The 25,463-nt window shown below is 49.2% G+C and carries 28 protein-coding genes and 2 pseudogenes; 17 read left to right on the top strand and 13 right to left on the bottom strand.

All coding sequences use genetic code 11. The annotated features are described in order from the left end of the window. Window positions 1-101: 101 nt before the first annotated feature. The 5 genes from TURPA_RS17570 to TURPA_RS17545 all read right to left on the bottom strand — a co-directional run bounded on the left by TURPA_RS17570 (window position 102) and on the right by TURPA_RS17545 (window position 3,257). Window positions 102-365, bottom strand: a complete 264-nt coding sequence (locus TURPA_RS17570) for a type II toxin-antitoxin system RelE family toxin (RefSeq protein WP_014804617.1) — start codon at window positions 363-365, stop codon at window positions 102-104. 1 nt (window position 366) lies between these two features. Continuing rightward, a complete protein-coding gene (locus TURPA_RS17565; protein WP_014804473.1) occupies window positions 367-609 on the bottom strand; it encodes a hypothetical protein in 243 nt (80 codons plus the stop codon). Between the two features lie 356 nt (window positions 610-965). Beyond that, a complete protein-coding gene (locus TURPA_RS17555) occupies window positions 966-1,511 on the bottom strand; it encodes a hypothetical protein (RefSeq protein ID WP_014804616.1) in 546 nt (181 codons plus the stop codon). 240 nt (window positions 1,512-1,751) lie between these two features. Further along, window positions 1,752-2,372, bottom strand: a complete 621-nt coding sequence (locus TURPA_RS17550; protein ID WP_014804615.1) for an MORN repeat-containing protein — start codon at window positions 2,370-2,372, stop codon at window positions 1,752-1,754. 228 nt (window positions 2,373-2,600) lie between these two features. Continuing rightward, window positions 2,601-3,257, bottom strand: a complete 657-nt coding sequence (locus tag TURPA_RS17545) for an MORN repeat-containing protein (RefSeq protein WP_014804614.1) — start codon at window positions 3,255-3,257, stop codon at window positions 2,601-2,603. Between the two features lie 178 nt (window positions 3,258-3,435). On the opposite strand from TURPA_RS17545, the pseudogene TURPA_RS24430 reads away from it, so the two are divergent. The 5 genes and pseudogenes from TURPA_RS24430 to TURPA_RS17520 form a co-directional block, all read left to right on the top strand. Beyond that, window positions 3,436-3,696, top strand: a pseudogene (locus tag TURPA_RS24430) (hypothetical protein); the annotation flags it as partial. A 231-nt stretch (window positions 3,697-3,927) separates the two neighbouring features. Further along, window positions 3,928-4,113, top strand: a complete 186-nt coding sequence (locus TURPA_RS17535; RefSeq protein WP_157210537.1) for a hypothetical protein — start codon at window positions 3,928-3,930, stop codon at window positions 4,111-4,113. Window positions 4,114-4,386: 273 nt separating this feature from the next. Beyond that, on the top strand, window positions 4,387-4,572 hold the full coding sequence (locus TURPA_RS23690) for a hypothetical protein (RefSeq protein ID WP_157210571.1): 186 nt from the start codon (window positions 4,387-4,389) through the stop codon (window positions 4,570-4,572). 428 nt (window positions 4,573-5,000) lie between these two features. Beyond that, on the top strand, window positions 5,001-5,636 hold the full coding sequence (locus TURPA_RS17525; protein ID WP_014804613.1) for an ankyrin repeat domain-containing protein: 636 nt from the start codon (window positions 5,001-5,003) through the stop codon (window positions 5,634-5,636). A gap of 90 nt (window positions 5,637-5,726) precedes the next feature. After that, window positions 5,727-6,485 carry a DUF6602 domain-containing protein gene (locus tag TURPA_RS17520; protein WP_041948656.1) on the top strand — a complete coding sequence of 253 codons (759 nt, stop codon included), beginning with the start codon at window positions 5,727-5,729 and terminating at the stop codon, window positions 6,483-6,485. Window positions 6,486-7,993: 1,508 nt separating this feature from the next. On the opposite strand, the gene TURPA_RS17515 is transcribed toward TURPA_RS17520, so the two are convergent. The 3 genes from TURPA_RS17515 to TURPA_RS17505 all read right to left on the bottom strand — a co-directional run bounded on the left by TURPA_RS17515 (window position 7,994) and on the right by TURPA_RS17505 (window position 11,601). Beyond that, window positions 7,994-8,839, bottom strand: coding sequence for a hypothetical protein (locus TURPA_RS17515; protein ID WP_157210568.1), 846 nt, complete (start codon window positions 8,837-8,839; stop codon window positions 7,994-7,996). Window positions 8,840-9,076: 237 nt separating this feature from the next. Continuing rightward, a complete protein-coding gene (locus TURPA_RS17510; protein ID WP_014804611.1) occupies window positions 9,077-10,120 on the bottom strand; it encodes a hypothetical protein in 1,044 nt (347 codons plus the stop codon). Between the two features lie 791 nt (window positions 10,121-10,911). Further along, window positions 10,912-11,601, bottom strand: coding sequence for an ankyrin repeat domain-containing protein (locus TURPA_RS17505; protein WP_014804610.1), 690 nt, complete (start codon window positions 11,599-11,601; stop codon window positions 10,912-10,914). A 216-nt stretch (window positions 11,602-11,817) separates the two neighbouring features. On the opposite strand from TURPA_RS17505, the gene TURPA_RS23685 reads away from it, so the two are divergent. The 3 genes from TURPA_RS23685 (at window position 11,818) to TURPA_RS23825 (ending at window position 12,993) form a co-directional block, all read left to right on the top strand. Beyond that, window positions 11,818-12,003, top strand: coding sequence for a hypothetical protein (locus TURPA_RS23685; RefSeq protein WP_157210570.1), 186 nt, complete (start codon window positions 11,818-11,820; stop codon window positions 12,001-12,003). Window positions 12,004-12,467: 464 nt separating this feature from the next. Continuing rightward, on the top strand, window positions 12,468-12,722 hold the full coding sequence (locus TURPA_RS22225) for an addiction module protein (protein WP_014804608.1): 255 nt from the start codon (window positions 12,468-12,470) through the stop codon (window positions 12,720-12,722). Further along, entirely contained in the window at window positions 12,688-12,993 is a 306-nt protein-coding gene (locus TURPA_RS23825) for a type II toxin-antitoxin system RelE/ParE family toxin (protein ID WP_014804607.1), read from the top strand. Before TURPA_RS22225 ends, TURPA_RS23825 begins: the two co-directional genes overlap by 35 nt. Window positions 12,994-13,283: 290 nt before the next feature. Here TURPA_RS23825 and TURPA_RS17490 read toward each other — a convergent pair whose 3' ends face one another. After that, on the bottom strand, window positions 13,284-13,931 hold the full coding sequence (locus tag TURPA_RS17490; RefSeq protein ID WP_014804606.1) for an MT-A70 family methyltransferase: 648 nt from the start codon (window positions 13,929-13,931) through the stop codon (window positions 13,284-13,286). Then, window positions 13,928-14,755 carry a BglII/BstYI family type II restriction endonuclease gene (locus tag TURPA_RS17485; protein ID WP_217157591.1) on the bottom strand — a complete coding sequence of 276 codons (828 nt, stop codon included), beginning with the start codon at window positions 14,753-14,755 and terminating at the stop codon, window positions 13,928-13,930. Before TURPA_RS17485 ends, TURPA_RS17490 begins: the two co-directional genes overlap by 4 nt. A 260-nt stretch (window positions 14,756-15,015) precedes the next feature. Between TURPA_RS17485 and TURPA_RS24265 the strand changes: the two genes are divergently transcribed. From TURPA_RS24265 to TURPA_RS17445, 8 genes and pseudogenes are all read left to right on the top strand, one after another. Beyond that, window positions 15,016-15,492 carry a hypothetical protein gene (locus TURPA_RS24265; RefSeq protein ID WP_014804604.1) on the top strand — a complete coding sequence of 159 codons (477 nt, stop codon included), beginning with the start codon at window positions 15,016-15,018 and terminating at the stop codon, window positions 15,490-15,492. After that, window positions 15,474-15,950: pseudogene (locus TURPA_RS24425) on the top strand (hypothetical protein). The gene TURPA_RS24265 and the pseudogene TURPA_RS24425 overlap by 19 nt, the downstream one beginning before the upstream one ends. A gap of 15 nt (window positions 15,951-15,965) precedes the next feature. Next, on the top strand, window positions 15,966-16,151 hold the full coding sequence (locus TURPA_RS23675; RefSeq protein WP_083847899.1) for a hypothetical protein: 186 nt from the start codon (window positions 15,966-15,968) through the stop codon (window positions 16,149-16,151). A gap of 1,421 nt (window positions 16,152-17,572) precedes the next feature. Next, a complete protein-coding gene (locus TURPA_RS23670; protein ID WP_157210541.1) occupies window positions 17,573-17,758 on the top strand; it encodes a hypothetical protein in 186 nt (61 codons plus the stop codon). Between the two features lie 738 nt (window positions 17,759-18,496). Further along, complete coding sequence (gene merTP, locus TURPA_RS17460) at window positions 18,497-19,120, top strand: mercuric transport protein MerTP (protein WP_014804602.1); 624 nt, start codon at window positions 18,497-18,499, stop codon at window positions 19,118-19,120. Beyond that, window positions 19,117-20,775, top strand: coding sequence for a mercury(II) reductase (gene merA, locus TURPA_RS17455; RefSeq protein ID WP_014804601.1), 1,659 nt, complete (start codon window positions 19,117-19,119; stop codon window positions 20,773-20,775). Before merTP ends, merA begins: the two co-directional genes overlap by 4 nt. 9 nt (window positions 20,776-20,784) lie before the next feature. Then, complete coding sequence (locus TURPA_RS17450; RefSeq protein ID WP_014804600.1) at window positions 20,785-20,985, top strand: flagellar FlbD family protein; 201 nt, start codon at window positions 20,785-20,787, stop codon at window positions 20,983-20,985. A gap of 81 nt (window positions 20,986-21,066) precedes the next feature. Next, window positions 21,067-21,456 (top strand): MerR family transcriptional regulator, encoded by a 390-nt coding sequence (locus TURPA_RS17445; RefSeq protein WP_014804599.1) that lies wholly within the window; start codon window positions 21,067-21,069, stop codon window positions 21,454-21,456. Between the two features lie 438 nt (window positions 21,457-21,894). Here TURPA_RS17445 and TURPA_RS17440 read toward each other — a convergent pair whose 3' ends face one another. The 3 genes from TURPA_RS17440 to TURPA_RS23665 form a co-directional block, all read right to left on the bottom strand. After that, window positions 21,895-22,665 carry a hypothetical protein gene (locus TURPA_RS17440; RefSeq protein ID WP_014804598.1) on the bottom strand — a complete coding sequence of 257 codons (771 nt, stop codon included), beginning with the start codon at window positions 22,663-22,665 and terminating at the stop codon, window positions 21,895-21,897. A gap of 245 nt (window positions 22,666-22,910) precedes the next feature. Beyond that, on the bottom strand, window positions 22,911-24,014 hold the full coding sequence (locus tag TURPA_RS17435; RefSeq protein ID WP_014804597.1) for a reverse transcriptase domain-containing protein: 1,104 nt from the start codon (window positions 24,012-24,014) through the stop codon (window positions 22,911-22,913). A 131-nt stretch (window positions 24,015-24,145) separates the two neighbouring features. Continuing rightward, complete coding sequence (locus TURPA_RS23665) at window positions 24,146-24,361, bottom strand: hypothetical protein (RefSeq protein WP_157210569.1); 216 nt, start codon at window positions 24,359-24,361, stop codon at window positions 24,146-24,148. A gap of 23 nt (window positions 24,362-24,384) precedes the next feature. Here TURPA_RS23665 and TURPA_RS17430 point away from each other — a divergent pair, with 23 nt between their 5' ends. Beyond that, a complete protein-coding gene (locus TURPA_RS17430; RefSeq protein WP_014801227.1) occupies window positions 24,385-25,434 on the top strand; it encodes an IS481 family transposase in 1,050 nt (349 codons plus the stop codon). The last annotated feature ends 29 nt before the right edge of the window (window positions 25,435-25,463 follow it).

Below are 25,463 nucleotides of genomic sequence, written 5' to 3'. Positions count from 1 at the left end.
ACGCGACCCAGCGAAGCGGTCGCGCCCGCAGCGCGTAAAATTTGTTGTGCGATGCACGGCGTTCGGCCCAGCCCTGATTGCCAAGGATGGCAATCAGGTATTTAGTATGCGTCTTTTCTTTGAACTGCGTGTAACATGAAAACGATTTGCTCGTCTTCATCAATTGAGTAGATCAGTCGGTAATCGCCTAACCGGTACCGATACAGCCCTGCGTAGTTGCCCTTCAGCTTCTTAATATTGTTTCCATAGTAAGGATTGTCCTTCAGCATGGAATAGATGGTTTTCTTGGCTTTGTCGAATCTTTGCTGTAATCCCAACGCTTTAAGCTCTTCCTCAAAGGTTTCAGTCTCAGCGATCTGGAACATTCTAAGCTACTATCTTGTACTTCTTCTTTTTAATGTCAGCCTGGGCAGATTCGATGGTTTTGCGAAATTTGGGATCCCTGGCGTACGAACTCATTTCTATGTCATCGACGAAATCAGACTCGAACAAGTGTTCAAGCAGATGCGTCTCAATATAGTTTGCTATAGATCGATTTTCCGACAGGGCGGCCGTTTTGACCTGCTTATATGTCTTATCGGGCAATCTAAGAGTTACGGTTCTCGGCATATATTCCTCGTGATTCATTATGAATCACAATGATGCATATTGTGTCAACTGCTTTCACTTTAAATGCAGAGCCGGCAAGAAATCAAAAGCTTTCAAGGACAGAGCTCGATCATGGATGATCGAGGAATTGAAAAATATTTCGCCGTGTTTCGCACAACGCGGATTTTACGCTGACGTTTTGCCTTGCTGGGTCTTCACAGCAAGGCAAAATGTGGTCGCAGCGGCTCGCGGCAAAGCACAAAACAAGCGTCCCGCTTGTGCTTTGTCCGCGATCTTATGCCGCGGAGACCCGAGCACGCGACCCAACGAAGTGGTCGCGGCGCAGCGCGTAAAATTTGTTGTGCGATGGGCTGCCGTCACCTAGGGATACAGACACGACTGTTGTATGCTATTTCTATGACAATTTGATTAAATCCCTGATTCGGCTCGATTGAAGACAATCCCTTCACTTTATCGTATTTACCATGAAACTTCAAAGTGATTGCGAGACCATAAGTAGAGTCCTTATATTTTTTTGCTTCCTCAGGAATCTTCTTCGTTGTGTCGGATAAACAGCCATAAAGGCTAACATATATAGCTTTCTTATTCGGGATCGGTGCATTTGCGACATAGGGAAACCTGTCTAAATCTTCATACACTGAAAGTTCTTCAAAAATTCTTATTCCGAGGATCGTTTTTCCCTGGAATGATTCAGCAATCTTTATTATTTTCTCTTTCGTGACATTGCCTTGTTCAAGCCAAAATGTGTTCCTGTATTCAGACAAGCCATGTGGTTTTTTCTCAAAAGGTTCCAGGGTTCTTATTTCTTTATCGAACGCCTCAAGTGTTTCCGGAATCTGCTCGACTGGGAATATATGTCCACTGAGTAAGAATGTCAAAAGTATTCCAATTTTTTTCGTCATAATAATCTAGGCAGCCTTTCCCACAACGTTGGTTTTACCTTGACGTTTTTGCTTGTGACGTCTTCGGCACAAGCAAAAATGTGCCCGAAGCGCCTGCCCGAGCCCGCCAATGCAGGCCCATTGGCCGGCGGGCGCAGGGCATCTGTGGCGCGGAGCGGCCGAGCACGCGAGGAGCTACGGCACCGCAGCGAGCGCAGCAGGTAAAACTTGTTGTGCGAAGTAGCCATTCGGTAGCATTCTCTAGTTCCAATCCTTCAAATCGGCGCACGTTTCATCTTTAGCGGTTGTCCAAATGCTTGTGGTCGTTATGCCAAATGTGCATACTAATTTGCGAAACTCTCGCCTATTCCTAAAAAAAGATTCTTTGCTTTGGCTATCACAGTACTTATTTATCGATGACATTTGTTTTTCATCCTTGGGTTGTATCGTTATCAGGCCAGTAGCCTTCAGGCACTCATAATCAAACAACGCTCTGCGCTCAATATCAGTTTGCTTAAATATTTTATTTCTCCATGAAAACACACCTTGCTTCGATTTTATTTGGAATGAACTTTGATCATTAAACGTGATTTTGGCAGGGCCATCATAAAGATCATTTTGCCAAAGGCCTTCATATACTATTCCATTTGAATATCTGATGATGCCTTTGCCGTGGCGCAAACCACGTCGAAAATTTCCTTCATAACTTGTCTCACCTTTCTCCATATGGAGTGCGCGCGATTGCGGGAATATTCTGATGCGGCCAAATCCGTCTTGACAGTTACCAGATTGGCATTCAGCTTCTTCTGCAAAAAGGGATTTTTCGGCTATCTGTGGAAAAAGGGCCGAACTGAGAAAAAGTATAGGTAATAATCTCTTCATGGCTATTTCGCACAACGTTGGATTTACCTGACGTCGATGGTGCGCCGCACAATAAATGCAGTCTTCTTAGTGAAGCCGCTCTTGGCGCGCCATCGATGTGCCGCAGGTGGCTGCGTTGCGCCCGCCAATAAAGCTCGACAGAGCGCGGGCGTCAACGCATTTCAGGCCACCGGAGGCCGAGCACGCGAGGAGCTACGGCACCGCAGCGAGCGCAGCAGGTAAATCTTGTTAGATGCCGTTGCAGCCTCGGATAAGTTTTGGGAAAGGGTCTTTGAAACAATCAAATGCGTCAAATCTCTCTTTGGGGTCTTCTTCTGGAGAAAGATAGCACCTTTCATACGTGCCGTCTTGCACTCTCAGGAATTTCAGTTTTGTGACCTTGCCTTTTGCATCTGATGCATGACCTGATTCGAAAGCCCCATTTCGGAGATTTATAGTCATTTTAGTCCGCCCAGAATCGTAACTCATTATAATAGGGCCGTGGAGTATACCCTTATCGTAATTTATCTCGTATTGGTCTAGCTTCTTATGTTTTGTCGATGTTATTCGAATAGTGCCGTCATATTCGCCTTCTCGTGTGTTACCAAAGATCAAAAAGTCCCAAATGCCCATTTCGAAACTACCAACCAAGCGCCCATTGATGAATGTACCTTTAACCCAGGCTTTATCTAGGCATTTGAATTCACCTTTCCCGTGGTATTTGCCGTTTAAGAATTCGCCTGTATAGACTTCGACATCATCGGTTTGCTGGATTCCGAAACCGTCATAGCAGTTTCCCCTTAAGCACCTAACCTTTTCGTCTGTGTATTTTTTCGCGTTTTCTACAAGGCTTGTACAGGACAAAGAGAGAAACATCGTGGTTAAGATCAGTTTTGGGGAATTCATATATTGCTGCAATGGCATCTAACGTTTGATTTTGCAAGACGATTTGGGGTGTGCCGTCTTCGGCGCAAACCAAATTGTGTCGAAGGCGACTGCGGCGCGCCCGCCAATGAAGCTCAACCGAGCTGCGGGCGTCGACGCATCTTCGTCGCCGAGACCGAGCACGCCTTTCGCGTAGCGAATGGCGGCGCAGCTTGTAAAATCTGTTGCCCGCCGTGCCGACTCGCGAGCGCGACGTCGCATCGATCGGGCAGGGGCCTATTGCTCTCAAGCTCGCGATGCGTGGCCTGCGAAGCCGCAATACCGAATTCGAACAAATAGTAGGATTTCTGACGCTCACGAACCTCGATACCAGGAGGGCCCACCGAGCAGTCGTGCTTGCGCCAGTCGCCAAACTCTAATCTTCACCCAAATAGCAAGCCGCAAGCTCGACTGCACACAGTAACTCTTCTATTTTTCGGCCACGCATAGGCATGGCGGGCAACGTTAGATTTTACAAGACGATTTGGGGTGTGCCGTCTTCGGCGCAACCCAAATTGTGTCGAAGGCGACTGCGGCGCGCCCGCCAATGAAGCTCGACAGAGCGCGGGCGTCGACGCATCTTCGTCGCCGAGACCGAGCACGCCTTTCGCGTAGCGAATGGCGGCGCAGCTTGTAAAATCTGTTGCCCGCCGTGCCGACTCGCGAGCGCGACGTCGCATCGATCGGGCAGGGGCCTATTGCTTTCAAGCTCGCGATGCGTGGCCTGCGAAGCCGCAATACCGAATTCGAACAAATAGCAGGATTTCTGACGCTCACGAACCTCGAAACCAGGAGCGCCCACCGAGCAGTCGTGCTTGCGCCAGTCGCCAAACTCTAATCTTCATCGAAATAGCAAGCCGCAAGCTCGACTGCACACAGTATCTCTTCTATTTTTCGGCCACGCATAGGCATGGCGGGCAACGTTGGATTTTGCAAGACGATTTGGGGTGTGCCGTCTTCGGCGCAACCCAAATTGTGTCGAAGGCGACTGCGGCGCGCCCGCCAATAAAGCTCAACTGAGCTGCGGGCGTCGACGCATCTTCGTCGCCGAGACCGAGCACGCCTTTCGCGTAGCGAATGGCGGCGCAGCTTGTAAAATCTGTTGCCCGCCGTGCCGGCTAGCGAGCGCTACAGAGCCTCGATCGGGCAGGGGCCAATCGCTCCCAAGCTCGCGATGCGTGGCCTGCGAAGCCGCAATACCGAATTCGAACAAATAGTAGGATTTCTGACGCAGACAAACCTCGAAGCCAGGAGCGCCAACCGAGCAGTCGTGCTTGCGCCAGTCGCCAAACTCTAATCTTCATCGAAATAGCAAGCCGCAAGCTCGACTGCACACAGTGCTTCTTCGATTTTTCGGCCACGCATAGGCATGGCGGGCAACGTGGAATTTACCCGACGTTGATGGTGCGCCACACAATAAAACCGGGCTTATTTGGAAAGCCACATACTAAGCACCATCAATGTGGTCGGAGCGGCTCGCGGCGGCGCGCGAAAGCAAGCGTCCCGCTTGCGCGCCGGCCGCGATCTTTGCCGCGGAGACCCGAGCACGCGAGGAGCCACGGCACCGCAGCGAGCGCAGCGGGTAAAGTTTGTTCTCTGACGTAGTTGCGCCTGTGAGCCCGGCTAGGAGGGCCGGGCGACTAGAGTGGAATTGTGTGGCAATTTATTAGATGCTCGGATTTAAGAATTTAGCTGACAATACGGCTTACTAAGACTGAATGTCGCATGAGAAAGATATTCTTGATTTTAGCCGCCTTATTTTCGCAGGTTCTGTTTGCGGATCTCAACGATGATTTGTTTGAAGCAGCAGGCGCAGGCAATGCTCAGCTCGTTGACTCACTTCTGAAAAAAGGGGCGAAGGTGAATGCGAAAGACAAGGATGGTTGGACAGCTCTTACCTTTGCAACACGGAATGGTCACACAGAAGTCGTTAAGGTTCTCATAAGAGCTAAGGCAGATATAAATGCGCAGGATAAGACTGTCGTATCGCCCCTTGTGTCAGCGGCATTTGATGGTCGCACAGAAATCGTTAAACTCCTGATAGAAGCTAAGGCAAACGTAAATGAAAGGGATCAGGGTGGTTGGACCCCTCTTATGCAAGCAGCTGGCAATGGTCATACAGAAGTTGTTAAGGAGCTTATAAAGGCCGGTGCTAACGTAAATTTTCAGGCCAGGAAGGGTGGCTGGACCGCTCTTATGTCAGCGGCTTATAATGGTCACACAGAAGTCGTTAGGCTGCTTATAGAAGCCAAAGCGAACCTAAATGTAAAAGGCGAGTTTGGTTTGACCGCTCTCGGGAGAGCGACAACGGAGGGTCACAAAGAAACTGCGGAACTGCTCAAAGCCGCGGGCGCCGAATAAGCGAAAACTCGCCGATAACACACTACTGTATTTATATGATATCCCGCATGGGAAGGGTTTATGCCGTATTTGAGTGATCATTTTGAGCGAGTGCGAGAAACGCTGCTTCGCAAAAGTGAAGAAATGCAACTCGCGAAACATACAACTGTTATTGGGACTGCGAGGGAACTCATATTAACGGAATTTCTACAAGCAAATTTGCCGCAAAATTGCAATTTCTTTTCAGGTGAAATCATTGACAGCAAAGATAAACGCTCAGGACAAATTGATATTCTTCTCGTACCTGATTACTCACCCCGATTTGTCTTAGCCCAGAATTACGCAATTGCCCTTGCCGACGCAGTGATTGCCGCTGTTGAGGTAAAATCTGTATTAACAACAGATAATGAGGGCAATGCTGGCTTTGACGCTTCGTTGAAAAATTGCAAATCAGTGAAGGAACTAACAGTCACTTGCGAGCCGTGGCCATGGACAAGCACCATGAGCCTTACCGGCAAGGAAGTCTTGCTGCCAAATATACCGTATATTGTTATCGCCTTCAAAGGACCGAAAATAAGCACACTGGAAGAGAAGATAACCAAAGCGCTTGCCGCTACGCCCCGAGAGAGCCTACCTGATGTCATCGTCGTACTTGAAGAAAAATACGCATTGGTAAGAAACAATGATTGGCATTTGGTAAATACTAATAAGGAGAATCCGGGATTATTATACTTCCGCTTATGGAATGGGATTGATTGCTTAAGTGATGTTTTCACGTACTTAATGAAGTGCATTCAGGCTTGGGACTACCACCGGCCACCTACACCGATGAGTAAATACTTGCCGCAACTGCCTAAGACTGGCGCGTAAGGTCAGGCAAAACAAATTCATCCTGAAACCATTGCTGCCGCTCCGTGCCGTATTGAGCACTCAACTTGCCCACTGAAGAACAGCGCCGCCACGGATGGCGGCGAAGTACAACGGCGCAACTATGTCAGAGAACGTTGATTTTACGCTGACGTGCGCCTGCGGGTGTAAAGTGTTTTGCATTTCAACCGTTGCGTTTTACGCGAAGCGCATGTGCCCGGAGCGCCTGCCTGAGGAGCACCAAACAAACGTCCCGTTTGTGCGACGAAGGCATCTTTGGCGCGCAGGGCCGAGCACGCGACCCAACGGAGTGGTCGCGGCGCAGCGCGTAAAATTTGTTCTATGTCGTTGCCGTCAAGCGGTCGCTTAGGGGCAGGGCTTTGGCGTGTTCGCAAAACCCGCACTTTACCCGACGACGCGCCAGAGGATTAATGAAAGCGGAGTTCGCGAGCTTTCGGTAATTCCCGCCGCGTACGAAAAAACGAAGGCTCGCGAACGTAGCGCAAGATGAAATCTGATCCATCGCGCCGACAACTCTTCGCGGGTTTTGCGAATACGCCTGGGTAAAACTCTTGCAGCGATCGCGGAGCGTCGCGATCTTCATCTGTAGCGGTCGTTACACAACTAGCGTTGAAGCCTGGAAGGAGCTTACAATGATGAGGCGCTCTTCGGCTTTTCTATCTCTTCGCGACGCTAGGCAATGACATAGAACGTGGATTTTACGCTGACGTGCGCCTGCGGGTGTAAAGTGTTTTGCATTTCAACCATTGCGTTTTACGCGAAGCGCATGTGCCCGGAGCGCCTGCCTGAGGAGCACCAAACAAACGTCCCGTTTGTGCGACGAAGGCCTCTTTGGCGCGCAGGGCCGAGCACGCGACCCAACGCAGTGGTCGCGGCGCAGCGCGTAAAATTTGTTCTATGTCGTTGCCGTCAAGCGGTCGCTTAGGGGCAAGGCTGTGGCGTGTTCGCAAAACCCGCACTTTATCTGACGATGCGCCAGAGGTTTAATCAAAGCGGAGTTCGCGAGCTCCCAATAATTCCCGCCGCGTACGAATGAATGAAGGCTCGCGAACGTAGCGCGAGACGAAACCTGATCCATCGCGCCGACAACTCTTCGCGGGTTTTGCGAATGCGCCTGTGTAAAACTCTTGCAGCGATCGCGGAGCGTCGCGATCTTCATCTGTAGCAGTCGTTACACAACCCGCGTTGAGGCCTGGAAGGAGCTTACAATGACGAGGCGCTCTTCGGCCTTTCTATCTCTTCGCGACGCTAGGCAATGACATAGAACGCGGAATTTACCCGACGTTGATGGTGCGCCACACAATAAAACCGGGCTTATTTGAAAAGCCGCATATTAAGCACCATCAATGTGGTCGGAGCGGCTCGCGGCGGCGCGCAAAAGCAAGCGTCCCGCTTGCGCGGCGTCCGCGATCTTTGCCGCGCAGACCCGAGCACGCGAGGAGCCACGGCACCGCAGCGAGCGCAGCGGGTAAATTTTGTTGTGTGCCGTGCTATTGTTCGACAGAAACCTTTGTGTATTTGCGCATCGCAGATGGAAGATCCCAAAAACCCGATTCTCTTCGATTTTTGGGCCTGATTTTCTGATATTTGTATGCAAAAAGCCCATTTCGCAGTTGATAGAAGCGGACAGTCGCACTGAAACCGTTTTGCCGAGCGTAATCTTCTGCGAAATATTCATAGCCTTTTTCAGCAACTTCAGCCACGGGAATATTTAGACCACCGACGCTTATTTCTTCATCCCTGCCGCAACTGTCGTAGCAGCTCGGCTTAAATTCAAATGTGGCTTCGATATATTTCGCCTGCGCACGCCAAGTACCTTCACCAAAGCCAAAATGACATCCTGAAGCGATTTCAAAGCGTCCGCCCGGAATAAAATCGATACGATCACACCCACCGCAGCCGTATTTTGACAGGCATCCGCCCTGAAAATTTTTCAAATTTGCATTTTGGGGTAGGATGCCGTAACTGCGAGAAGCAAGCCAGCCATCTCCTTGTTTAGTCTTCACCTTGTACCAAAAATAATTTCGCGCCTTGTGAACAACGTGAGGCATTGCCCGAAAGTAGACAAAGAATTTTGAATTGTCCGGAGCCTTCACCAGGGGCGTAGAATCAAAATTCGGCTTTGAATAGACCGTCTTTTCTGCTATCTCGTAAAAGTAGGCTTCATATTCAATTTTTTCATCTGCCGTGTATTCTTCAGATTTTTCGGCTGCCTTTTTCGTATTCTCTAATGTCGGGGCATTCTCAACCGATGGCTGTGGGGGTGACGATTGCCGCTGCATTTGGCATGCGACTAATATTGAGCAGAGTATTGTTACTGTGTAGATTGTTTTCATAGCATGGCACACAACGCGGAATTTACCTGACGTTTGGTGACGCAAGTGTCATTAATTCAAATTGTAAAGCCATTCTGCGTCACCAAATGTGCCCGAAGCGCCTGCCTGAGGAGCACAAAACAAGCGTCCCGCTTGTGCGACGAAGGCATCTTTGGCGCGTAGGGCCGAGCACGCGAGGAGCCACGGCACCGCAGCGAGCGCAGCAGGTAAATTTTGTTAGGCGAAGTGTCGATTCGGTCATAGATTTTGCAGAGATTCGACTTGATGGGTCTTCGGGTTCACTTTTGCTTGAATCTTTAAGCCGAGTTGCTCATCTGCAAAGATATACTTTTCTGGATCAATCATTTTTAGAGTCATCTCTGGAATTGCCCTCTTGTTATCTTCTTGAAGTTTTTGTGAGTTTGCCTTTATGAGACTGACAATCTGCTCTTGGATGGCCTGGTAATGCCGAAACATGAAATCTGCTTTCATCACAGAATTTACTGACGTACCTGCAGTGTTTATTCCACCGCCCGGTGGAGCATAAAATTTGCCGTTTACTTCAAGAATTGAATTACCGCCGGCCTTGCGAAGGTCTATTCTTTGTTGTGGAGTCAAAGAATTTTCAACGGCAATAATGCCATTAAATTCCCACCGTTTTAGCAGATGTTCAAATTCCAGCTGCACTAATTCCAGCAAAGTTATGTCAGCCCAAAGGCCATGGTCCCCAATTTTGAGAAGGTATGCGTTTTTATCATCAAAAACACAGTAAACAACGTCTTTAGTTCCCGCAACTAATACTGATCGCTTTGTATCCGGGCCCGTACCCAAGTGCATATGAAATATCCCGAAATCAAATAACATGCCGTCTTGAGCGGAAGGCTTGATAATTTGCCGGCTCATATAAGGCAGGAGATTCTTGCCAGATTCAATTGCCTTAGTTAAGCTATCCAGACCTGTCTGATACTCAGGCGGGCAGATAAACTGAGTTGATCGGATGATCTTTCTCGGCTTAGGGTCAGGAACTTTTTCTCGTATGTTATAAAGGGAATACACCTGAGCATCACGATATCTTTCTAACCATTCGGCTTCCGAGTACGTATTGTGTTTCTCATTAAAAGGCAATCCTTGACTCTTTAAATTCTCATTCTGCTTTTCTTTTCTTGCTATTTCTGCAGATTGCCATTCTTTCAGATTTGGAAATTGAAATCCGTGTTTTATTAGGGCATCAATTTCTTTCCAAATGTGTTCTACTATATCAGAATATAGATCAATTTTGACTTCAATTTCTGGGTGTATCATATGTTCGACATTTCGCCTAACGTTGATTTTACGCTGACGTGCGCCTGCGGGTGTAAAGTGTTTTGTATTTCAACCATTGCGTTTTACGCGAAGCGCATGTGCCCGTAGCGCCTGCCCGAGCCCGCCAATGCAGGCCCATTGGCCGGCGGGCGAAGGGCATCTTCGGCGCGTAGGGCCGAGCACGCGACCCAACGCAGTGGTCGCGGCGCAGCGCGTAAAATTTGTTCTATGTCGTTGCCGTCAAGCGATCGCTTAGGGGGTAGGGCTGTGGCGTGTTCGCAAAGCCCGCACTTTACATGACGAGGCGTTGGAGGTTTAAGCAAAGCGGAGTTCGCGAGGCCTCGGTAATTCCCGCCGCGTACGAAAAAACGAAGGCTCGCGAACGTAGCGCAAGACGAAATCTGATCCATCGCGCCGACAACTCTTCGCGGGTTTTGCGAATACGCCTGGGTAAAACTCTTGCAGCGATCGCGGAGCGTCGCGATCTTCAACTGTAGCATCCGTTACACAACCAGCGTTCAAGCCTGGAAGGAGCTTACAATGACGAGGCGCTCTTTGGCTTTTCTACTTCTTCGCGACGCTAGGCAATGACATAGAACGCGGATTTTACAAGACGTTTTGACTTGGAGCGTCTTCGCTTCAAGTCAAAATGTGGGTGGAGCGGCTCGTGGCGGCGCGCAAAAGCAAGCGTCCCGCTTGCGCGCCGTCCACGATCTTCGCCGCGCAACCCCGAGCACCCGAGGAGCTACGGCACCGCAGGGGCGCAGCTTGTAAAATTTGTTGTGCGTCGTTCACTTTACGTTAGTATCATAGTACTTCTGAAGCTTCTTAATAAGTCTATCGTTCTGAGTCTTTTGAATGCTTTTGCCGGGCTGCCAGATCTTCTCATCATGCATGTGAAAAATCTTCGGCTTGTAGCTCAATATCAGATCGATGAGTTTTTCGTCTCCTGTTTCAGCTGCGGCTGTCAAGATTTCACCCTCACTGATATCTATGTCGGCCCCATTTTGCATCAAAAAGGTGATGGCCTCTGAATTTCCATATCGGAGACAGTTGTGTATGACCGAAAAGCCATTTTGATCCGGAGTGTTAACATTAGCCCCATTTCTTACTAATGCCTTTATTCTTGGAGTATTGTTTGCATTGCAGTAGTTGCCATAAGTAGCTAAGCATTTGTGCTTACCTTGAGTTTCGCACAAATAGTCAAGAACCGCAATGCAATCAAAGATGAAAGTTCGCCCATACGGGTTAAACTTAATTTTCTGTACTTTACCATTTATTTCGCCGAGGTATTTGAAACCCCCAAGTTGCCCCCCTCTGGCTACTGCAGATTTCAGTTTTTCAACCGACCCCTTGTCGTCCAAATGGCATTTGTCAATTATGCTTACAATTTCATAATCTTCCGGAGTTGCATCTCTGTCTTTAGCGGACAAGAATGTGGGAATCGTGAAAAACAATACGCAAGTAGTAAGTGTTCGCACAAAAACCTCCAAGGGAATGACGCACAACGTTTGATTTTACAAGACGATTTGGGGTGTGCCGTCTTCGGCGCAACCCAAATTGTGTCGAAGGCGACTGCGGCGCGCCCGCCAATGAAGCTCGACAGAGCGCGGGCGTCGACGCATCTTCGTCGCCGAGACCGAGCACGCCTTTCGCGTAGCGAATGGCGGCGCAGCTTGTAAAATCTGTTGCCCGCCGTGCCGACTCGCGAGCGCTACAGAGCTTCGATCGGGCAGAGGCCAATCGCTCCCAAGCTCGCGATGCGTGGCCTGCGAAGCCGCAATACCGAATTCGAACAAATAGTGGGATTTCTGACGCACAAAAACCTCGAAGCCAGCAGCGCCAGCCGAGCAGTCGTGCTTGCGCCAGTCGCCAAATTCTGATCTTCACCCAAATAACAAGCCGCAAGCTCGACTGCACACAGTGCTTTCCTTATTTTTCGGCCACGCTTAGGCATGGCGGGCAACGTTGGATTTACGAGAAGTTTTGGCGGCGCACTATGTCAATTATTATATACGGTAAGAGCACATTTAGCCGCCAAAATTTGCCCGAAGTGCCTGCCCGAGCCCGCCAATGCAGGCCCACTGGCCGGCGGGCGCAGGGCATCTTGGGCACGTAGGGCCGAGCACCCGAGGAGCTACGGCACCGCAGGGAGCGCAGCTCGTAAATCTTGTTGTGTGACGTAGGTGCGACTGTGAGCCCGGCCAAGGACGGCCGGGCGAATAGCTCGATTAAGCACTTCTGTGAATTTCTTACTTTTTCCAGCTATTTATTCATGATTTCCATGCATAAAGCTGGTTTTTCTTAATATCATTGACAGTTTCAATCTTTTTGATATTTTCTTACCATGAGCGTCACGGAGCTAGTGGCTGAAATTCGGCAGATGAAAAGTGCTGAAAAACTAGATTTATTGGAAACGCTATGGGAAAATATAGCTCAAGAATATGATCAAACTGATATTCCACAACGACATCAGGATGAAATCCATAGCAGGTTTGATAAATATACGAAGGATAAAACTTCGGCCGTATCCTGGGATAAAGCCAAAGAAAGCATATTAAAACGTTATGAAGATCGAGATTATCCCAGAAGCTCAAGATGACATTCTTAACGGCATGTTCTGGTATGAAAGTCAGAAAAGCGGCTTGGGAATAGCCTTTTTCTCTGAGATTGAGAGCAACCTTTCGGTAATTTCTCAAAATCCACGGTTAGGACGAGAGTTTCGCTCGAAGTTTCGCAGGTTTGTCATGAAGAAATTTCCGTTTTGCATTTACTATATGGCAGAATCTGAAAAAATCGTGTTCTTGGGTTTTATTCATGCTCACCGTAATCCCAGCAAGATATCAGAGTGGCTTCGCAGTAGATTGCAATAAAACATCAGCCGTGGGAGCGCCGCCACGGAGGGCGGCGGAGTACAAAGTCGCATCTATGTCACACAACGTGGAATTTACCTGACGTTTTTCGACGCCTCTGACATTATTTCACTCTGAAAAGTCATCTTGCGTCGAAAAATGTGGTCGGAGCCACTCGCGCACGGCAGGCAAAATGCACATCATTCTTGCCCTGCCGGGCGCGATCTTTGTGGCGCAGACCCGAGCACGCGAGGAGCTACGGCACCGCAGCGAGCGCAGCAGGTAAATTTTGTTGTCGGCAGTAAGCGCTTCTATGAGACTTTCTTGTCAAAGAAAGGGAGCACCTTTGATTGGGAATGATTTTTATAGGTTTCCCAGTTTACTTCATAACTTTCAGATTGATTGCCCCAAACATGCCAGCCTTTCCGAGGGCCTCTTGCGAATAGTTCTAAAAATGGGCCAGAACTACATGATTCAATCAACTTATACTGCTCATCGGGTTTGCGACTGTGCTCGCGTTTCATAGATGAAATGAGATTTTCTTGACTACGTCCAGGAGCGAGCGTTCGGGCCTTTTTGCCTCGTACCCCAAATAAGATCATTTCAGTAACGTTTCGAAAATAGAAACCAACACCACGTCGATCTGGCCCACCATCTTTGCGGATTTTATACCAAATCAAATTGGTTTTATAAGTAAAACCCCAATGATCCATTACCTGTAATCCATCGGCCAAGAGAGCGTTGGGCACCCAGAGATACAAGTGTGCGGTATCAGCAGCAATCGCTTCTACAGGTAGATCTTTGATCTCCTGCAATGTCATAGTAGAATAACGTGACAAACGACGGTGTTCAGGGGCCATTTTGCCAGTTCGATTTTGAAATTGCCATGGCGGGTCAGCCAAGATCGTTGCAAATTTGGTCGAGCCTGCACTCTTTAGAAGATCATCTGAAGCATTCATTTTTTCCCTACCTTGCCTTTAGGCGGCCAATCAGATACGGCTTCTGCTTTGATGCCGATTACTAAAACGGGGCAACCGCCGTGACGCCCGGCATTCATTCTATATAAAAGTTTGCCCATCCACGTCGTACTAGCGCCCATTTTCTTAATACAAGGAACAATTTTCCCGGCTTCTTCTTTAAGAGAGCCGTCTTTATTTAGTTGGGGGATTTCTTTCAGCACATCATTCAGTTTTTCTGATCTCGTCATCAAAACGGCTGCGCTAATAATGCCACATTCATGAAACAGACGAAACGCATATAAATCTCGATCAAATGTTTGATCCTTGCTATTCCATTCCATATCAAGTGCAACTTTACCTTTTACATAATCAATCTTGTGCCCATCGATATAATTTTCTAGTTTGATGTCCTCTTTGGGGGGCAGAGTATGCTTTTTGGCTTTGCCGCCTTTAATCACCTCTTCGCTCTGCTCATATACTCGTATGATTAGGTCACCTTGAATACGGGTTTCGTACCACTTCTTAGGTCGCAAACTATCGGAGAGCTTTTTGGGTATGGTAGATTCGTTGCCACCCGGCAAGCCGATATCTTTGGTTGTTATTGAGAAATCTAAAAGAGCTTTTTCGATTTCTGCAAATTCTTCTGGAAATGAGTTTTTTAGAATGGAGGCTGCATTTCGATAGCTGTAAACATCATATTTTGCAAGGACTGCCTTATTTACGAATTTAGAAACTTCGCTGGCTGAATCTGCATTTCGACCGGGTTCTAAGGCGATGTCATCATGAGCGCCTTCCTCTTCTTGTTCTAATTCTTCGGCGGCCATATGGTAGGCCAACTCCTCAAAATGAGACATAATTTGCAACTACAAAACACTATTTAAGCGTCGCCATAATTTCAAGAAGAGAGTTTTAGCGCTTATTGCCGACAACGCTTGATTTTACAAGACGATTTGGGGTGTGCCGTCTTCGGCGCAACCCAAATTGTGTCGAAGGCGACTGCGGCGCGCCTGCCAATGAAGCTCGACAGAGCGCAGGCGTCGACGCATCTTCGTCGCCGAGACCGAGCACGCCTTTCGCGTAGCGAATGGCGGCGCAGCTTGTAAAATCTGTTGCCCGCCGTGCCGACTCGCGAGCGCGACGTCGCATCGAACGGGCAGGGGCCAATCGCTCTCAAGCTCGCGATGCGTGGCCTGCGAAGCCGCAATACCGAATTCGAACAAATAGTAGGATTTCTGACGCCCACAAACCTCGAAGCCAGGAGCGCCAACCGAGCAGTCGTGCTTGCGCCAGTCGCCAAACTCTAATCTTCATCGAAATAGCAAGCCGCAAGCTCGACTGCACACAGTGCTTCTTCGATTTTTCGGCCACGCATAGGCATGGCGGGCAACGTTGGATTTTGCAAGACGATTTGGGGTGCGGCGTCTTCGGCGCAACCCAAATTGTGTCGAAGGCGACTGCGGCGCGCCCGCCAATGAAGCTCGACAGAGCGCGGGTGTCGACGCATCTTCGTCGCCGAGACCGAGCACGCCTTTCGCGTAGCGAATGGCGGCGCAGCTTGTAAAATCTGTTGCCCGCCGTGCCGGCTAGCGAGCGCTACAGACCTTCGATCGGGCAGGGGCCAATCGCTCCCAAGCTCGCGATGCGTGGCCTGCGAAGCCGCAATACCGAATTCGAACAAATAGCAGGATTTCTGACGCTCACGAACCTCGATACTAGGAGCGCCAACCGAGCAGTCGTGCTTGCGCCAGCCGCCAAACTCTAATCTTCACCCAAATAGCAAGCCGCAAGCTCGACTGCAGACAGGGCCTCTTCTATTTTTCGGCCACGCATAGGCATGGCGGGCAACGTTGGATTTTGCAAGACGATTTGGGGTGTGCCGTCTTCGGCGCAACCCAAATTGTGTCGAAGGCGACTGCGGCGCGCCCGCCAATGAAGCTCGACAGAGCGCGGGCGTCGACGCATCTTCGTCGCCGAGACCGAGCACGCCTTTCGCGTAGCGAATGGCGGCGCAGCTTGTAAAATCTGTTGCCCGCCGTGCCGGCTAGCGAGCGCTACAGACCTTCGATCGGGCAGGGGCCAATCGCTCCCAAGCTCGCGATGCGTGGCCTGCGAAGCCGCAATACCGAATTCGAACAAATAGCAGGATTTCTGACGCTCACGAACCTCGATACCAGGAGCGCCAACCGAGCAGTCGTGCTTGCGCCAGCCGCCAAACTCTAATCTTCACCCAAATAGCAAGCCGCAAGCTCGACTGCACACAGGGGCTCTTCTTTTTTTGGCCACGCATAGGCATGGCGGGCAACGTTGATTTTACGCTGACGTGCGCCTGCGGGTGTAAAGTGTTTTGCATTTCAACCATTGCGTTTTACGCGAAGCGCATGTGCCCGGAGCGCCTGCCTGAGGAGCACCAAACAAACGTCCCGTTTGTGCGACGAAGGCATCTTTGGCGCGCAGGGCCGAGCACGCGACCCAACGGAGTGGTCGCGGCGCAGCGCGTAAAATTTGTTCTATGTCGTTGCCGTCAAGCGGTCGCTTAGGGTAGGGCTGTGGCGTGTTCGCAAAACCCGCACTTTACCTGACGAGGCGCCAGAGGTTTTATCAAAGCGGAGTTCGCGAGCTCTCAGTAATTTCCGCCGCGTACGAATGAACGAAAGCTTGCGAACGTAGCGCAAGACGAAACCTGATCCATCGCGCCGACAACTCTTGGCGGGTTTTGCGAATACGCCTGGGTAAAACTCTTGCAGCGATCGCGGAGCGTCGCGATCTTCAAATGTAGCAATCGTTACACAACCAGCGTTGAAGCCTGGAAGGAGCTTACAATAACGAGGCACTCTTGGGCTTTTCTACCTCTTCGCGACGCTAGGCAATGACATAGAACGTTGATTTTACGCTGACGTGCGCCTGCGGGTGTAAAGTGTTTTGCATTTCAACCATTGCGTTTTACGCGAAGCGCATGTGCCCGGAGCGCCTGCCTGAGGAGCACCAAACAAACGTCCCGTTTGTGCGACGAAGGCATCTTTGGCGCGCAGGGCCGAGCACGCGACCCAACGGAGTGGTCGCGGCGCAGCGCGTAAAATTTGTTCTATGTCGTTGCCGTCAAGCGGTCGCTTAGGGTAGGGCTGTGGCGTGTTCGCAAAACCCGCACTTTACCTGACGAGGCGCCAGAGGTTTTATCAAAGCGGAGTTCGCGAGCTCTCGGTAATTTCCGCCGCGTACGAATGAACGAAGGCTCGCGAACGTAGCGCAAGACGAAATCTGATCCATCGCGCCGACAACTCTTAGCGGGTTTTGCGAATGCGCCTGGGTAAAACTCTTGCAGCGATCGCGGAGCGTCGCGATCTTCATCTGTAGCGTCCGTTACACTACCAGCGTTGAAGCCTGGAGGGAGCTTACAATGAAGAGGCGCTCTTCGGCTTTTTCATCTCTTCGCGACGCTAGGCAATGACATAGAACGCTTGATTTTACAAGACGATTTGGGGTGTGCCGTCTTCGGCGCAACCCAAATTGTGTCGAAGGCGACTGCGGCGCGCCTGCCAATGAAGCTCGACAGAGCGCAGGCGTCGACGCATCTTCGTCGCCGAGACCGAGCACGCCTTTCGCGTAGCGAATGGCGGCGCAGCTTGTAAAATCTGTTGCCCGCCGTGCCGACTCGCGAGCGCGACGTCGCATCGATCGGGCAGGGGGCAATGGTTCTCAAGCTCGCGATGCGTGGCCTGCGAAGCCGCTTTACCGAATTCGAACAAATAGTAGGATTTCTGACGCACACAAACATCGAAGCCAGGAGCGCCAACCGAGCAGCCGTGCTTGCGTCAGCCGCCAAACTCTAATCTTTACCGAAATAGCAAGCCGCAAGCTCGACTGCACACAGTGCTTCTTCTATTTTTGGCCACGCATAGGCATGGCGGGCAACGTGGAATTTACCCGACGTTGATGGTGCGCCACACAATAAAGCCGGGCTTATTTGAAAAGCCACATACTAAGCACCATCAATGTGCCGTAGGCCACTCGCGGCAAAGCACAAAACAAGCGTCCCGCTTGTGCTTTGTCCGCGATCTTTGTGGCCGGAGTGCCGAGCACGCGAGGAGCCACGGCACCGCAGCGAGCGCAGCGGGTAAATTTTGTTCTCTGACGTAGTTGCGCCTGTGAGCCCGGCCATGGAGGGCCGGGCGACTATAGACGAGATCATTTATATAAAATGGCTTTTTGTGGACTCTGTACTATGGTACAGGCCATAGCTTCGACTCAACTCACTTTGTAGGAGGAGCATATACTATGCAAACAACCAGCGAATCTAAAAAATCGAAAATCCAAGTAGCGCGGCGCATTCTACTGGGTCTGCTCTGTTGCGCGATACCCCTGTCGATACATCTCAACCGCGAGACTTCAGAGAGCGGTTTGTTGCAACTATTATCGCCGCTAAAGGGGCACATTTTAGTTTTGGGGCTTTTGCTTCTATTAGTGCTCTGGCCACGTTTGAAGTCCGGGAGAAAACGATAATTTTTTTGGACTCTGTACCATACTACAATGTTTAACTTAAACCAGATCAAATTTCAAAGGAGATTCGTATGGAAGATAAATCTGCATCAAACAAAACACTTTGGGCTGCTTTACTGGTCGGGACAGCAGCCTCACTCTGCTGTCTCACCCCCGTTCTGGGCATTTTAGTGGGGATTGGCGGGATCGCCTCAATATTTTCGTGGATCGAGCCGGCGAGGCCTTATCTGATTGCGCTGACGCTTGGGATACTGGCGTTTGCCTGGTATAAAAAGCTAAAGCCCGTGAGGGGCGGGGAAATCGAGTGTGCGTGTGAAACCGACGAAAAACCAGCCTTCTGGCACAGTAAAGTTTTTCTGGCGATCATTTCAGTAGCGGCAGTGCTGCTATTAACTTTCCCGTCGTATTCGGGAATATTTTTCCGATCTGCCAAAGCGACACCGCTTATAATTGAAAAGGAAAATATTGCCATGGCAACACTTTCGATTCAGGGTATGACCTGTTCCGGCTGTGAACAGAGTGTCAATAAAGCGCTGAAGGATAAACCGGGCGTGATTGAGAGCAGCTCGGACCATCTGCGCGGCCTCGCATGGGTTAAGTATGACAAATCCCGAATCGGGTTTGAGGAATTTCGTAACGCCGTCGAAAAAACTGTTGGCTACAAGGTCATAGATATTCAAGGAGGCATGAAATGAATCATAAAAACGTTGAAGTACAGATCGCGGGCATGACCTGCGATCATTGCGCTATCTCGATTGAGAAACTGCTGACAAAACAGGTTGGTGTAGTTTCCGCGGCTGTTGAATATCCCAGCGCTCGTGGGATTGTTACTTACGACTCGGCTAAGACTGACGAAGGTAAAATCATCGAGGCAATAAACGGCACGAAAAACTATCATGCAAATGTCGCTGTGCCCGCTACAGTGCCGTCAGACGGTTCGAAAAATTTCGATCTCATCATTATCGGCGGCGGTTCGGCGGCATTCTCGGCGGCGATCAAGGCAGAAGAACTGGGAAAAGCCACTCTTATGATTAACGCGGGCCTCAATTTTGGAGGCACCTGCGTCAACGTCGGTTGTGTGCCGTCAAAAACGCTGATTCGGGCAGCAGAGTCGGTGCATCACGCGAATAGCTCCCGTTTTGCTGCTATAAAACCGCGCGGTGCGACCGTCGATTTTACTCAGCTTATTCGGGACAAAAAAGTGCTGGTAGCTCAGCTACAGAAGAATAAATATCTGGATGTAGTAGAGGATTTCGCCCGGCTGACGATGATAACTGGCTGGGCGCGGTTAATCGATTCCAACAGCGTTCAAGTCGACGGGAATCAGATTTATTCCGCGCAAAAAATCCTGATTGCGACGGGATCAACTACGAAAATTCCGGATATTTCCGGCCTTGCGGAGATTGATTATCTGACGCACAGAACGCTTTTTGATCTCGAAGAAAAACCCGCAAGTCTGACCATCATGGGGGCAGGCTATATCGGGCTCGAAATTGCGATGGCATACAATCGACTCGGAGTAAAGGTGAGGATCATCGAGTTTACCGATCGCGTGTTGAGAACTCAGAGTGAAGACATTAGCGCCGAACTTGAACAAGCGATGCGCTCAGAAGGAATTGAGATTCTCCCGAATTTCCGGGCCATAAAATTTGAGAAACGCGAGGCGGAGGTAATTATTCACTGTAAGTGCAAAGACGGCAGCATGACACAAATCAGGGAACGGGGCAGAGTTCTTGTGGCTTCTGGTACGCGCCCCAATACCGCGAAGCTCGGCATTGAGACCGTAGGTTTAGAAACAGATGCGAGTGGTCATATAAAAGTCAACGACCAAATGGGAACGAATGTTCCGCACATTTATGCTGTGGGGGACGTCGCGAACACCCCACCCTTTGTTTATACCGCCGCCTACGAAGGGCGCCTTGCCGTAGAAAATGCTTTCACCGAAACCGTAAACCGTGCTGATTACACTGCGCTGCCTTGGGTCGTTTTCACCGACCCGCAAGTTGCCGGCGTTGGTATGGACGAAATGCAGGCAGCACAGGCCGGATTACCCTACGATGTTTCAAAGCTGGAACTCACGAATCTACCGCGTGCGATTGTCGCAAATGATACCCGCGGCTTCATCAAGCTGATTCGCCACCGGGAAACGGATCGCTTGCTCGGTGGCCGCATTGTAGCATCTGAAGGCGGCGAGCTGGTGCAGTCTCTGGCGTTTGCAATCAAATTCGGCATTACGGTCAAACAATTATCCGAAGAACTCTATCCGTATCTGACGCTCAGTGAAGGGCTTAAGCTTGCCGCCATCGGTTTTCGCAAAGACGTGAAAAAGCTGAGCTGCTGTGCGAGTTAGGCAACCAGAATGATAAAGGTGAGGCGCCTGAACGGCAAAGTCTTTTACCTGAACCATAATCTGATCGAGACGATCGAGGACACACCGGATACAGTGGTCAAGCTCACAAATGGAACAAAGTACGTTGTGCGCGACGGTGCGGATGCATTGCTTGAAAGGGTTATTGCGTTTAATCGACAGATTTTTGCCGAAAAAATGCGGACAGAATAGTACCGATGGTGATGCCAACGGGTGTTATGCGGTGAAAAAATTGTTTGATTTGCCGCGCGCCTTTCACAATGGGGGATAAGTATGACGACCGGAAAATTAGCCGAGAAGTTCAAGATCAATCGCGAGGCAATACGCTTCTACGAACGAAAGGGCTTACTGCCCAAACCGGAGCGCACCGCCACGGGTTACAGATTGTACGACGTGAGAGCGGAAAAAACCTTATCGTTCATTCTAAACTCGAAAAAGCTGGGCTTCACGCTTGCAGAAATAAAATCCCTGCTATCCTTACGAATTGTAAACGGAGAGAATTGCTCGACGATCCGTATCAAAGCGCAGCGGAAGATTGAAGATATCGAAAACAAGATTCACCAACTCGGAAGTTTGAAAAGAGCCCTATCGTTGTTGGTTGAATCGTGTCTTAAAAAACAGACTTCGACTTACTGTCCAATTATAGACAACCTGGAGAACTGAAAATTGTTTTGGACTCTGCATTATAGTAGTCTGGTATATGTGCCCGCTCTGCGGATGAAGTAATCAGGTTTGCACAGGCCCGAAAGGGTCGGTGTTTATCGGCAGCTACTTCGGGAAAGCCAGATAGGTCAAGTCGAAAGACATGTGAGAAGGACATTCTTATTCGGCCGTCTAAAGTGCGCCGCCATGGAGGGCGGCGGATAACAAAGGCGCAACTATGTCAGAGAACGCGGATTTTACGCCGACGTTTTTTGACGCTTGAGTCAATTAATCTATTTGTAAAGCCGATTTGCGTCAAAAAATGTGGTCGGAGCACCTGCCCGACGAGCGCCAAACCAACCTCCCGGTTGTGCGAGGAGGGCATCTTCGGTGCGGAGACCCGAGCACGCGACCCAACGAAGTGGTCGCGGCGCAGCGCGTAAAATTTGTTGTGTGCCGTTATCGCATTCGGTCGCCAAATTCTTTATCAAACTCCTCAGAACCTATTGGATATTTGCTTTGAACAGGAAGTTTGGGTTTTGGCCTTAGTGAGGCGGCGAGTGTTTCCGGAGGAACCAGGCTCAGGCCTCTTAGGCACATCAGTAGTGCAATTATTGTAATAGCAGTAACCCCATAATTTCTTCGTTTGATGAGCATTCTGCCAATGCTCATAAGAATGGTGACGGGTATCAATGTCAATGCGGTCCATGCAATTGTGAAATAATAGTCAAATGCCGGGGGATAGTAAAGGAATGGTTTATATTCTCTTGCGTTCACTATAAATAGGAAATTAATCAGGCGAACTTCTATCTGTTGAGCAGCGCATATTTTAAACAGTTCATAAAGATAATAAACGCTGAGTAGAATCGTCGTACTTAGTAGGCAGTTCAAGAATGCATCAAATTTGGTGGTTCCTGTGAATACCTTCACAGAAAACAATGGGCCCGAAATCAAAAGGGTAATGAGTATAATTAGGCCGTTGAGTTCGTTAGAAAACAGCGCCTTGGACGCCGCAATAAAGGCAGCAGTCAGTATGACACTCAAGGATAACCAAAGTGCCGCACTCTGCCTTCTGACCTTTGCCAAATTTCGCAACAAATAGCTCATACCGATTAGAAGTATCGCTGAAAGTAGCCATTGAAATGAAAGACCCATGTATACCATTGCACTATCATCTGCAAAGATGGGAGCCGGTATTGCGAGCCAGGCGAGCTGAAATATACTTTTCATTACTACAATGTTTTTGCGATAATGGCACACAACGCGGAATTTACCTGACGTTTGGTGACGCTTGTGTCATTATTTCAATCTGTAAAGCCATTTTGCGTCACCAAATGTGCCCGAAGCGCCTGCCTGAGGAGCACCAAACAAACGTCCCGTTTGTGCGACGAAGGCATCTTTGGCGCGTAGGGCCGAGCACCCGAGGAGCTACGGCACCGCAGGGAGCGCAGCAGGTAAATTTTGTTGTACGCCGTTTAGGGCCAGTTAATATCATCTAGTTGTGCATAGAATTTGTCAGCCAACTTTGGATTCACGGATCGAACGAAATCAATTTTTCCTCGGATTTGGTTCCGAAAACCATCGATTTTATGATAACCCAGCTTTTTACAATGCTCCGCGACTCCGAACACTTTAGCATAATGAAGTTCCGCGCGAATTGAATACTTAAGTTTCTTCGGAATGGTTGGATTTGGGCCGTTTACGTTGAGTCCGGTGACAATCTTGCGGGCTCCTGGACTCAGGATTCGAGTCTTAAGTGAGTTTTTTTGAAAGCCACTTCGGTTCAGAATTTTAGAGATTTCTTGGATGAGCTTTGAAGCATCTTTTCTCGTGAGGGCATTGCCAGATATCACAATATCATCTGCGTATCGGGTGTATATCAACCCCATCGGTTGGATTAGTTGATGTATTTGGGCGTCTAGTTGCCTGCATACAAGATTTGCCAGAATCGGACTCGTGGGAGCGCCTTGAGGAAGATTTCCAATGAATTCCGGATATTGATGACGTTTGTTTTGCCATCGTGGTTTCTTGTATTTTTTTGCTTCGCGGCTAGCTAATCGGGTTGATAGCCGAGCAAAGCAAAAACATAAGTACTTTGAATAGCCAAGAGCTTTGAATTGAGTATAAACCTGTCTTTCGGAAATGCTGTCAAAAAAATTTTCAATATCGATTTTTATTAACCAATTTGCGCCGCAATGCGGTTGAGCGTTTCTCATAATGGAACAACCAGGATTGAATGCGGTGGAAGAGAAATGTGGTTGGATTTTGGAGAGAATATGCTTGTGCAACCATTGTTGGATTACCAATAATCGGGAGTCTGGAACGGATATTCGCCTAAAGCCCTCGGTTTTCTTGCGAATTTTGAAAGTCTTATATGGATACTCGGTTCGGTCGATGACGGCCCTCAAATACGAGTAATTGATGTCAGTTAATCTAGAAAAATGCTTAAGCGAGAAAATAACAGGTAGATTTCGTTGAGATAGTTGGTTGCCGTAGTCAATTAAGCGTGCGATATAAGGGATATCATATTTACGTTGAATGCCAGCTTTTTCGAAAAGATGTGGGGTCCAGAGTAACATCTGCTTCAACCTCGCGCCAGCGAGGACCAGTGTCGCTTTTCCGTAAGGCTCCGTGCGAGAAAAGGGACACTGGTGCTTGATGTAATCATAAGCTACTTCAGCGGTTGTGGAAATCCACTTCCAAATTGACTCTAAGAGTTCTTGCCAGAAGTCCTCTGAACCCCATCAAACTTTTCAGGGAAATAATCAGCGTAATTAGGATTTACCGTCAATCGTTTTACGGGCAGGGCTTTGGTTTTCGTGTGCTTTCTTGCAAATTCTTTTCCGAATTGAGATATCTTCCCTTTTGCGTCGATTAATGAGAATTGAACCAGTTTAGTTGTAATAGTTTTTACTTTATCTGACACTCTCTTAACAAAAAGGAGTGTTTATGACGACAGAACAGAAAATTATCAAGAACAAGGTTGGTCTGCTGAAACTGGCAGAGCAGCTGGGCAGCGTATCGAAAGCTTGCAAGGTTTTCGGTTACTCAAGAGACAGTTTCTACCGGTTTAAGGAGCTTTACGACAAGGGTGGCGAGCTCGCATTGCAGGAGATCAGCCGCAGGAAGCCTTTGCTGAAAAATCGTGTAGCTCCAGAGGTCGAGGAAGCGGTACGGGAAATTGCATTTCAATACCCCGCGTACGGTCAGGTTCGGGCGTCCAACGAGTTGCGCAAGATAGGTATCATCATCTCCCCTTTTGGCGTGCGCGGCGTTTGGCTGCGCCATGATCTTGCGACGTTTAAAAAACGGCTGAAATACCTTGAAGCGCGAATGGCTCAGGAAAAGGGGATCTTTACCGAGGCACAATTGGTTGCGCTCGAACGCGCAAAAGATGAGAAGGAAAGTCACGGTGAAATTGAAACGGAGCACCCTGGTTATTTGGGGTCACAAGACACGTTTTACGTGGGAAATATGAAGGGTGTGGGTAAAATTTATCAGCAGACCTTCATCGACACGTATTCGAAAGTCGCTTTTGCGAAACTCTATGATCGCAAGAATTCTCTGGTTTCAGCCGATATGCTTAACGACAGAGTCATCCCGTTTTTTGACGAGCATGAGATTCCGCTGTTGCGCGTTCTGACCGATCGTGGCAGCGAGTACTGTGGCAACCGGGAAGAGCACGATTATCAGCTGTATCTGGCCTTGGAGAATATCGACCACACAAAAACCAAGGCCAAGAGCCCGCAGACGAACGGCATTTGTGAGCGCTTTCACCGGACTATATTGAATGAGTTTTACAATGTTGCATTCAGAAAGAAGGTTTACACTTCTTTGGAGCAATTGCAGGCAGACCTTGATGAGTGGATTTACGATTACAACACGCAGCGCACTCATCAGGGGAAATATTGCTTCGGCAAAACGCCTCTGGCAACATTCAAAGACTCGCTCAGTATAGCGAAAGACAAAATGCTGGATTTGAAATTACAGACAGCATGAAAATGGGTGTGTCAGGTCAAGTTCAGACT

The sequence above is a fragment of the Turneriella parva DSM 21527 genome, assembly GCF_000266885.1.
GTDB classification, from domain to species: domain Bacteria; phylum Spirochaetota; class Leptospiria; order Turneriellales; family Turneriellaceae; genus Turneriella; species Turneriella parva.
This window is presented reverse-complemented; position numbering and strand designations above follow the sequence as displayed.

Excerpts from the sequence above, each read along its gene's own strand:
- TURPA_RS17570 (WP_014804617.1), bottom strand. The coding sequence starts at position 365 with ATGTTCCAGATCGCTGAGACTGAAACCTTTGAGGAAGAGCTTAAAGCG.
- TURPA_RS17565 (WP_014804473.1), bottom strand. The coding sequence starts at position 609 with ATGCCGAGAACCGTAACTCTTAGATTGCCCGATAAGACATATAAGCAG.
- TURPA_RS17555 (WP_014804616.1), bottom strand. The coding sequence starts at position 1,511 with ATGACGAAAAAAATTGGAATACTTTTGACATTCTTACTCAGTGGACAT.
- TURPA_RS17550 (WP_014804615.1), bottom strand. The coding sequence starts at position 2,372 with ATGAAGAGATTATTACCTATACTTTTTCTCAGTTCGGCCCTTTTTCCA.
- TURPA_RS17545 (WP_014804614.1), bottom strand. The coding sequence starts at position 3,257 with ATGAATTCCCCAAAACTGATCTTAACCACGATGTTTCTCTCTTTGTCC.
- TURPA_RS17525 (WP_014804613.1), top strand. The coding sequence starts at position 5,001 with ATGAGAAAGATATTCTTGATTTTAGCCGCCTTATTTTCGCAGGTTCTG.
- TURPA_RS17515 (WP_157210568.1), bottom strand. The coding sequence starts at position 8,839 with ATGAAAACAATCTACACAGTAACAATACTCTGCTCAATATTAGTCGCA.
- TURPA_RS17510 (WP_014804611.1), bottom strand. The coding sequence starts at position 10,120 with ATGATACACCCAGAAATTGAAGTCAAAATTGATCTATATTCTGATATA.
- TURPA_RS22225 (WP_014804608.1), top strand. The coding sequence starts at position 12,468 with ATGAGCGTCACGGAGCTAGTGGCTGAAATTCGGCAGATGAAAAGTGCT.
- TURPA_RS23825 (WP_014804607.1), top strand. The coding sequence starts at position 12,688 with ATGAAGATCGAGATTATCCCAGAAGCTCAAGATGACATTCTTAACGGC.
- TURPA_RS17490 (WP_014804606.1), bottom strand. The coding sequence starts at position 13,931 with ATGAATGCTTCAGATGATCTTCTAAAGAGTGCAGGCTCGACCAAATTT.
- TURPA_RS17485 (WP_217157591.1), bottom strand. The coding sequence starts at position 14,755 with ATGGCCGCCGAAGAATTAGAACAAGAAGAGGAAGGCGCTCATGATGAC.
- TURPA_RS24265 (WP_014804604.1), top strand. The coding sequence starts at position 15,016 with ATGGCGGCGCAGCTTGTAAAATCTGTTGCCCGCCGTGCCGACTCGCGA.
- merTP (WP_014804602.1), top strand. The coding sequence starts at position 18,497 with ATGGAAGATAAATCTGCATCAAACAAAACACTTTGGGCTGCTTTACTG.
- merA (WP_014804601.1), top strand. The coding sequence starts at position 19,117 with ATGAATCATAAAAACGTTGAAGTACAGATCGCGGGCATGACCTGCGAT.
- TURPA_RS17450 (WP_014804600.1), top strand. The coding sequence starts at position 20,785 with ATGATAAAGGTGAGGCGCCTGAACGGCAAAGTCTTTTACCTGAACCAT.
- TURPA_RS17445 (WP_014804599.1), top strand. The coding sequence starts at position 21,067 with ATGACGACCGGAAAATTAGCCGAGAAGTTCAAGATCAATCGCGAGGCA.
- TURPA_RS17440 (WP_014804598.1), bottom strand. The coding sequence starts at position 22,665 with ATGAAAAGTATATTTCAGCTCGCCTGGCTCGCAATACCGGCTCCCATC.
- TURPA_RS17435 (WP_014804597.1), bottom strand. The coding sequence starts at position 24,014 with ATGTTACTCTGGACCCCACATCTTTTCGAAAAAGCTGGCATTCAACGT.
- TURPA_RS17430 (WP_014801227.1), top strand. The coding sequence starts at position 24,385 with ATGACGACAGAACAGAAAATTATCAAGAACAAGGTTGGTCTGCTGAAA.